This is a genomic window from Mycobacterium sp. (assembly GCF_032162105.1).
Lineage (GTDB): Bacteria > Actinomycetota > Actinomycetes > Mycobacteriales > Mycobacteriaceae > Mycobacterium.
Window position 1 is genome coordinate 1 of sequence record NZ_JAVRPS010000687.1, and the last position, 8,195, is coordinate 8,195.

The window sequence follows — 8,195 nt, forward strand, 5'->3', positions numbered from 1 at the left end:
CGGCCTTTTCACAGACCTCAACAACCTTTTTCGCGGCGCACCGACAGAAATGTCGGCACGGCGCATTACGACGGCCAGGACAAAGGGAAACATCGTGCCACGACTTGTCGTGCGGGACTTACGCTGAGACATTCGCGGCTGCGGAGGCTCCATTGCAACACCGGCCCGAAATGTCCAAAACCCTTTGGTACCTGCAATTGTGTCTCACCTGGCCCGGGGCACGCACCGCCCTCGCCAGCCAGCTCCCCCGCAGCTGTTGAAAGGAACATAGCCGCTTCGTTAGTGGCGCGCACCCCTGCCCTAGCCGGTTGTTAACATCACCACATCTGCCCTTTCGCGGTTTGAAAACCGCACCGATTGGATACCGGAGCCGCCATTCTTTGCTGCCGGGAATCCTCGAAAGCCAATTACCCGCGCACGTGCCATGCTGGTGGATATTCGGGAACCGGGAGGCTTCGATGTCGGGCTGGGCGGCACGCGCTTGCGCGGTGGCGGCGTGTGCGCTGCTGACCGCCTGCGGCGGCGCGCACCCGAACGCGAGCGCCTCCCAGCAACAGTTCGACTACACCCGCCGCATGCCCTCGATCGCGGTGGCCGACTGGAGCGCACGCGGCACCGTGCTCACCAGCTCGGCCCAGACCCCGTTCGACATGGCCGAACTGCCGCCCGGTTCGACTGCCCACACCATGGTGTATCGGTCGGTGTCGGGCATCACCGGTGCGCCGACCGTGGTGTCTGGGGCGGTGTTCACCCCGCCGGGTAACCCGCCGCCGGACGGCTGGCCAGTGGTTGGCTACGCCCACGGCACGGTCGGTGTGACCGCCGACTGCGCGCCGACCGGCGACCCGCGCCTGTTCGGCGACCTCACGGCAGTAGCCATCCAACTGCGGCAGGGGTACGCGGTGGCGTTCACCGACTACGCCGGGTTGGGCAAGCCCGCCGGTTTCGACGAGCCACACGCCTACCTGGAGCCAAAGTCGGCCGCCTTCAACCTAATCGACGCGGTGCGTGCGGCACGCACCGTGCAGCCGCAGCTGTCGTCTCGCTGGCTCGCAATGGGTGCCTCCCAGGGCGGCGAAACCGCGTGGGCGGCCGCGGAATACTTCGCGTCCTACGGTCAGGGCACCGACCTGCTCGGCGCGGCTGCGATGGTGCCCACGCTGGATCTGACCGGTCTCGTGGCCCGCGCCCAAGCCGCGTCGCTGACCGTCGACCAGACCTACATCTACCCTGGCGTGATCACCGGACTGGCCGCCGTCGATAGGTCGATCCGCCCCGACGACTACCTGCACGGCGAACTGCACGACGACGCAACGGTTTTCCTTGCCTGCCACCCGCCGGCATCCGACCACCGCGCCGAGCTTGGCGCCAAGATCCGCCCGTCCGACGCCAGGCCGTCCTCCGCGGAGGCGGCCCAGCGACTGGCGGTGCGGCTGGCCTCCTACGCGCTGCCCCAGCAGCCGACCAAGATTCCGTTGTTGGCCGTCTACGGCGGCGTCGACCGCACGGTTCCGCCCGAATGGACCGAGGTCGCAATGGGCCGCGCCTGCGCGCTCGGCGACACCATCATGCGCATCCGGATGAACACCGAGGGCCACGCCCTCGACCCCGGCGCGCCGCTGGGCCTCTGGCAGGCCGACCGGTTCGCCAACGCACCGGCAGCTGGAAACTGCTGAAACCAGCCATCCCACAATGAAATCCAAGCCAGCGATCGTCGCTCGCCCACCATGGCGGGCGATCTTCGTCGTCGTGGCCGCACTGACCGCCTGTGGTCACCACCCGAGCCCACCGGCGGGCAACCCGGCCGATCCGCCCGCCGACGCCTCCAGCGCCGAAGCGGTCACGCAGGCGCCAGGCACCATCCTCACCGCCGAAGACCTACCCGTCACGGCACCGGCGCTCGCGACGGCGTCCGGGTGGGCCAAGCGCATCACCTACGCTTCCACCTCCGGAATCGACGACCACCGCACCCTGGTCAGCGGCTCGGTCCTAGTTCCCCACGATGCCGCACCGCAAGGCGGCTGGCCGATCGTGGCCCTCGGCCATCCCGCCACCGGCACCGCCCCCGACTGCGCGCCGTCACAGTCGCCGACCCTGCTGGACACCGCCGCCACGGTGGAGGCGCTATTGCAGGCCGGCTACGTCGTGACCATCCCTGATTACCAGGGCCTCGGCGCTGGCGCCAAACCCACCACCTATTACCCCTATCTGGACTCAACCACGGTGGGCTACAACATGATCGACGCCGTGCGTGCGGCCCGCAAGCTGGTGCCCAACACCTCCGGCCGGTGGGTCGCCCTTGGCCTCTCCGAGGGCGGCCAGGCCGCCTGGGCGGCCGACGAACTAGCCGACAACTACGGCTGGGATACCACGCTGCTCGGCTCGGCCAGCCTCACCCCGATGGCCAACATCGCCGGTCTGGCCGACGGCGCCGAAGCCGGAAGCCTCACCGACGACCAACGACTCACACTGGCCACCTACCTGTCCGCGCTCAAGCGCGAGTACGGGGCGGACTTCGACCTCGACGACTACCGGCGCGGCGTGGGCACCGACGCCTGGAACGCGTTGTCGGCCTGCCACGGGTCCGGTTCCAGCCAGCGCGCCGAACTGGCGGATCAGATCACCGCCGACGACCTTCGCCCGGCCAGCTCCGATGCCTCCGCGACTCTGGCCAGCTACCTGCGGAAAACCAGCCTCCCGCAGGCCCCGGCCGAGGCCCCAATGCTCGTCGTCTACGGTGGGCAAGACACCGTGGTACCCCGGGCGTGGACCGACCAGGCGCTCCAAAGTGCCTGTGGTATGGGCGATGTCGTGGAAACCCGGCTCGTGGCCGGCGCTGGCCATGACGCCATCGACCCCAGTATGGCGTTCAGCTGGATCGGCGAGCGCTTCGCCGACCGTCCCGCACCAAACAGCTGCCCACCGCCGGACCCGGGCCAGGCCGGCTCCAATCCACCCGCAAATTGACCGATCATGACATCCACGACGCCACGATGTCTGCCGCGATGTCCCTGACGCACGGGTGGATACCCGTTGCCGCGCAGCTGATCACCGCAGGGCTACTGGTGGCCGCCACCGGGTGGCGATCCCGCCGCTGGCGGGTGCTGTGGCTGCCGGTCGCCCTGGTCACCGGGATCGCGGTGGCCGCGGCGGTCAACTGGTGGGTCGCCGATCAGGGTCTGGCCGACGCACCGATCGCGATGCCGCTGTCCATATGGATTGCGTTGGGCGGCTTCGCCACCGCGATGGCGGTGCTCGGCTGGCGCGGCGCGCGGTGGTGGCGCCGCGGCGCCGGCCTGGTCTCGGTCGCGCTGTGCGTGCTGTGCGCCGCACTGGCGCTCAACAGCTGGGTGAACTATCTGCCCACAGTAACCGCGGCGTGGCAACGCCTCACCGGCGCACCGCTACCCGACCAAACCGACCCGGCCACCGCGGCCGCCATGCAGCGCAATGGCACTGCACCGACGTCCGCCAGCATCGTCGCCGTGACCATCCCCGATGAAGCCTCGGGCTTCAAGCACCGCCAGGAACTCGTATACCTGCCGCCCGCCTGGTACCAGAGCACTCCGCCGCCACAGCTTCCCGTGGTGATGATGATCGGTGGCGAGTTCGGCCATCCCGCCGACTGGGTGCAGGCCGGTCAGGCGCAGCACACCATCGAGGCCTTCGCGGCCGCCCACGGCGGCAACGCGCCAGTGCTGGTCTTCGTCGACGACAGCGGCGCGTTCAGCAACGACACCGAGTGCGTGAACGGAACCCGCGGCAACGCTGCCGATCACCTCACCAACGATGTCGTGCCCTATATGGCTTCACATTTCGGCACCAGCGCCGATCCGGCCAATTGGGGCATCGTGGGTTGGTCCTCGGGTGGTACCTGCGCGCTCACGCTCGCCACGATGCATCCAGAATTGTTCGGCGCCTTCGTCGACATCGACGGCCAGCTCGGCCCCAACACGGGCACCACGCCGCAGACAATCGCGCGGCTGTTCGGCGGCGACGCCAGCGCCTGGGCGTCCTTCGACCCGCTGACCGTGATGTCCAACCACCCCCAATACCCCGGAATGTCGGCGTGGTTTGCGGTCTCGGCCGACACCGAAACCGTGTATCACGCCGCCAACGATCCCGGAGCGGCCGGCGCGGTCGACCTGTCCGACACTGATCGGCACTCCGAAGACCACGTCGCGACCGCCAACCAGTTGTGCGGGATGGCCAGCACCCATGGGATGGAATGCGCGGTCGTGCCCGTATCGGGCAACCACGACTTCTCCTCGGCGGACGCGGCTTTCGCCGCGGCGCTGCCGTGGCTGGCCGGAAAGCTTGCCACGCCCGAAGTTCCGGCGATCCCGCTGCCGGGGGCACCCGCCGGATAACCCGGGCGGGCAGCGGTCAGCATGCTTCGCTGAGCCTGGCGCTTCCCGGCCGCCGGCCGCGGTGCCGGCGCGCCGAGGTGCAGGGCCCGCATATACGACTATCTGTAAAGGATGCTGCGGCAAAACATATTCGGCAGCAGGCGGACGGCACCGCAGCCTCTGCAACTTCAAGATTGCCCGAAGACCCGGGCGCGAAGCATGCGGTTCGGCGCGCTTGTGGCGCCCTCGATCAACCGCGGCGCCGCTGTCTCCGATTCCTTTTCGGCGACTCGATGGTCCTTCGGGCTGGCTCGTTGATTAATCGCCGACGTCGAGCGTGACGGATGGTCGGCGCCTCGTCCAAAAACGCTGTACGCGCCAAGCGGTGGCGGGACTGAATACGGTGGGCAGACCAGTACATAGGGCATTGCGCTTACATAGGGCTTTGCGCTGCCACCCATTTGGGATCCCCTCTTGGTCGTGGCGCCGTGCCTCGTGGATCCATCGCCGACATCGCAGGGCTACCGGCAAGGACGGCGTGACGCGGCTGTACCGTGACGACCGTGAACTTCTCTCGTGTGTCTTCTTCCGTCTCGGTGGTGGCCTGTGCCGCGTCGTTCGCCATGACGCTCGCCGCATGCGGCTCCGATACGGAAACTCCGTCGGCAAGCACGCCCTCCGTCGCCGTGGTCGCGACCTCCGAAGCGGCAACCGCAGCCAACACGTGCCCAACGGCAGCGCCGCAAAACGGTGGCACGCCCGGCTGGACGCTGCCTGGGACCACTGGCAGCGTCGCGGTCACCGGATCCACGGATACGACGGCGCCGCTTGTCAACGTGGCCGGGCCGTTCAGCGTGACGGAGACCCAGGTGCACACGCTGCAGGCCGGTGACGGACCGGTCGTCGCACCGACGGCGACGGTTTCCGTCTGCTACATGGGCGTCAATGGACGTGACGGGACCGTGTTCGACAGCAGCTACGAACGGGGCACCCCGGCTGAATTCCCGCTCAATCGCGTCGTGCCGGGCTTCCAGAAGGCCATCGCAGGGCAGAAGGTCGGGTCCACGGTCGCCGTCGCAATGGCCTCTGCCGACGGCTACCCCGACGGTCAGCCCAGCGCTGGAATCCAGCAGGGTGACACGCTCGTCTTCGCGATCAAGATCCTCGACCTCGTGGGTTGAGCTGCACTCAAACGGCTCAGCCGTCTAGCCACCACCGGTGTTGATGTTCGACGACAGCGTGATGAAGGAGCCGTTCTTCCACACGCCCCAGCGCCCACCCCACATCGAGGTCCACACGACGGGCTCGCCGTCCCAGGATTCGGCGGTCTTCGGCGGTGCGTTGGGCGGCGGAATCTCGCCCAACGCGGGTGGCGGCGGGGGCGGGTCGGCGCTCGCCGGAGTGGCGCCCAGGATGGCCGCGGAGAGCCCGCCTGCGACTGCGATGGCAGACAGCGTGGTCTTGATCAAGGTCATGAGTATGACTCCAGCGTTGGGACGGCATCGGGCTACTTAGCCGACATAACCACATTACGCGACGGTCAAACGCTCCCCTGTTTGGGTTCACCGTGTCTGATAGATCTCGTCCGCGGCTGCCGGTCCGACGCCCAGCTCGGCTGCGACGGCGTCGATCGCTTGTTGCGCGATGTCCAAGTCGACCTGGCCGTCGGAGGTGAAGTACGGGCCAACGTAGCGTTCGTAGTGCTGTTGGGCTTCAACGCGGGTGAGCCGGTTGAGGAACGAGGCGATGTAGTCGACGGCCAGATCGGGTTGTTCGGCAAGGGTCCGCAGCGCCCGTTGGTTGGCCCGCACCAGGGCCTGCAATGCGGGGCTGTCCAGCGGAGTGTGGACGGGGTCCACCGCGACGCCCACGGTGGGGATCTGGAAGTGATCGCCCACCCAGGCCAGCAGGTGAAACCCCTCTTCCTCGGCGACCTGTTCGGGCGACAGCGTGCTGCCGACGTAGGCGGCGTCGATGGAGCCGTCTCGAAGGCGTCGCAGGTCCATCTGGTAGTCACCGGGATCGCGCACCACGCATTTCAGGTCGCGGTCAGGATCCAGGCCGTGCTTGCGCAGGACGATTCGGGCGAAACAACCGGGGGCCGTGTGGCCCGCGTGGACCGCCAGGCGGCGCCCACGAAGATCCGCCACGGATGTCACCTCGGCGCTGCCGAGAAACCAGAACAGCGGACGATGGGTGTTGACGCTGAGCACTGTCCAGCCGATGCCGTCGGTCAGGCGCGACAACAGGGCCCGGCCCAGACCGATCGTCGCGCCGCAGCGCAGACGCTCCGTTTTCCAGTGGACCCCGTCGCGGATGGCTACGTGGACGCCTTCATCTTCGTAATAGCCTTCCTGGTCGGCAACGTAGGCGACCAGTTCCTCGTGGATACCATGCCCGGCATAGGCCAGGTCGATCGTGTGCATGGCTGGACCCCTTCCCCAATCTGGAGATTTCCGTAGCGGCAGAACTGGTTTCAGTCCATGGAAAGGCCGCCGTTGACCGGGAGGTAGTGACCAGTGGTGAAACCGGAGTCCTCACTTGCCAAGAAGGCCACCGTGCGGGCCACCTCGTCGGGGCGGACGAGGCGACCCATGGGGTTGGTTGCACCGAGGTGACCTATCTGGTCGGTCGTCAACTGCTCGGTGACCTTTGTCTCGTTGACCGTGGCGGGCGCGACGAGGTTTGCGGTGATGCCGTGCGGCGCCAGCTCGAGTGCGACGTATCGGACGAACTGGTCCAGTGCCGCCTTGGCGGTGCCCAGCGTGATCATCCCTTCGCGGGGTCGGCGGGACAATCCCGTGCTGAGGTACACCAGCCGACCGTAACTGCGGGAAATCATGCCCGGTACAACGGCTTTGGTGATGAGGAACGCGGCACGCAACTCTCTGTCCAGTTTCCCGCCGAGCTGTTCCCAACTCAGATCGGCGAACGAGGTGACATCGAAGGGGATCAATGCGTTGTGGACGAGCACGTCGACCCGGCCCCAGCGCTGTTCGGTCTCGCCCACCATCGCGGCCACGTCGTCGGCCTCGGTGACGTCGGCCCGAATCGCCACGGCCTCACCGCCGGCCGCGGACGCGGCCCGGACCACCTCGTCTGCCTCGTCGGCACTCGACCGATAGTTGACGACCACCCGAAACCCCTGCTCCGCGAGGACGAGCGCGGTCGCCGCACCGATTCCCCGGCTGGCTCCGGTGATCAGAGCAACACGACTCATCAGTGTCTCCTCTGCTGGTTACGCTCCGTACGACGCCCGCTCGGTCATGACGCTGGCTGGGGCCAGGCCGTCGTCGTTCTAGTCTGCGAGCCGACTGCGCCGAGATCCGTCCACTCGTCTCGATTCCCAGTGTTCTCGCAGCCAAATGCAAGTAGTCGACTACTCGTTCCGGTTGGTGTCCGATGCGTGATGCTGCGCTCATCTTCGGTCATCCGAGCAGTGCCCGGCAAGAAGCGGAGGTTTCATCATGAGACAGAAGACGATCAGCGCCGTGTGCAGGGGAGTCGGCGCTGTCCTCGTAGCGCTCGGAATGATGTTCGCGACGACGACCACGGGACTGGCCGGCTTCGCCGCCGCTGACCGGTGGTCGAGTCTCGACGACGTATTGAAGATCATCGGACAGAGGATCGGCATCGCCAAGCAGACTGGCCGCGCCCCCCGTGCAACCGTGGACGACATCCTGACCCGTAGCCGCGAAGGCCTCCAGCCAACCACCCACGAACCGGGCGAACCGTTCGGCGACATTCTCGACTGGTCCTGCGTGGCTCACGATGTCTACGAGGTTTCCGGACGGGACGCTGCCACCGATTATATTCAGACTCGGACACCGTGGTTCCAGAGGAACG

Annotated in this window: 8 protein-coding genes; 5 read left to right on the plus strand and 3 right to left on the minus strand. The window is 67.3% G+C overall.

Annotated features, from left to right (window positions below; translation table 11 throughout):
• Nucleotides 1–458 precede the first annotated feature (458 nt).
• From QOC69_RS34665 to QOC69_RS34680, 4 genes are all read left to right on the plus strand, one after another.
• Complete coding sequence (locus QOC69_RS34665) at nt 459–1,676, plus strand: lipase family protein (protein WP_526447133.1); 1,218 nt, start codon at nt 459–461, stop codon at nt 1,674–1,676.
• A gap of 16 nt (nt 1,677–1,692) precedes the next feature.
• On the plus strand, nt 1,693–2,967 hold the full coding sequence (locus QOC69_RS34670; RefSeq protein ID WP_526447135.1) for a lipase family protein: 1,275 nt from the start codon (nt 1,693–1,695) through the stop codon (nt 2,965–2,967).
• 38 nt (nt 2,968–3,005) lie between these two features.
• Nucleotides 3,006–4,370: an alpha/beta hydrolase-fold protein gene (locus QOC69_RS34675; protein ID WP_526447137.1), complete on the plus strand. Its 1,365-nt coding sequence runs from the start codon at nt 3,006–3,008 to the stop codon at nt 4,368–4,370.
• 542 nt (nt 4,371–4,912) lie between these two features.
• On the plus strand, nt 4,913–5,530 hold the full coding sequence (locus tag QOC69_RS34680) for an FKBP-type peptidyl-prolyl cis-trans isomerase (protein ID WP_526447139.1): 618 nt from the start codon (nt 4,913–4,915) through the stop codon (nt 5,528–5,530).
• A gap of 24 nt (nt 5,531–5,554) precedes the next feature.
• Here the strand turns inward: QOC69_RS34680 and QOC69_RS34685 are convergent, their stop codons facing one another.
• The 3 genes from QOC69_RS34685 to QOC69_RS34695 form a co-directional block, all read right to left on the minus strand.
• On the minus strand, nt 5,555–5,824 hold the full coding sequence (locus QOC69_RS34685) for a hypothetical protein (RefSeq protein WP_526447141.1): 270 nt from the start codon (nt 5,822–5,824) through the stop codon (nt 5,555–5,557).
• 87 nt (nt 5,825–5,911) lie between these two features.
• Nucleotides 5,912–6,775, minus strand: a complete 864-nt coding sequence (locus QOC69_RS34690) for an ABC transporter substrate-binding protein (RefSeq protein WP_526447143.1) — start codon at nt 6,773–6,775, stop codon at nt 5,912–5,914.
• Nucleotides 6,776–6,825: 50 nt separating this feature from the next.
• Entirely contained in the window at nt 6,826–7,569 is a 744-nt protein-coding gene (locus tag QOC69_RS34695) for an SDR family NAD(P)-dependent oxidoreductase (RefSeq protein WP_526447145.1), read from the minus strand.
• A gap of 247 nt (nt 7,570–7,816) precedes the next feature.
• On the opposite strand from QOC69_RS34695, the gene QOC69_RS34700 reads away from it, so the two are divergent.
• A partial coding sequence (locus QOC69_RS34700; RefSeq protein WP_526447147.1) for a hypothetical protein occupies nt 7,817–8,195 on the plus strand: 379 nt, incomplete at its 3' end.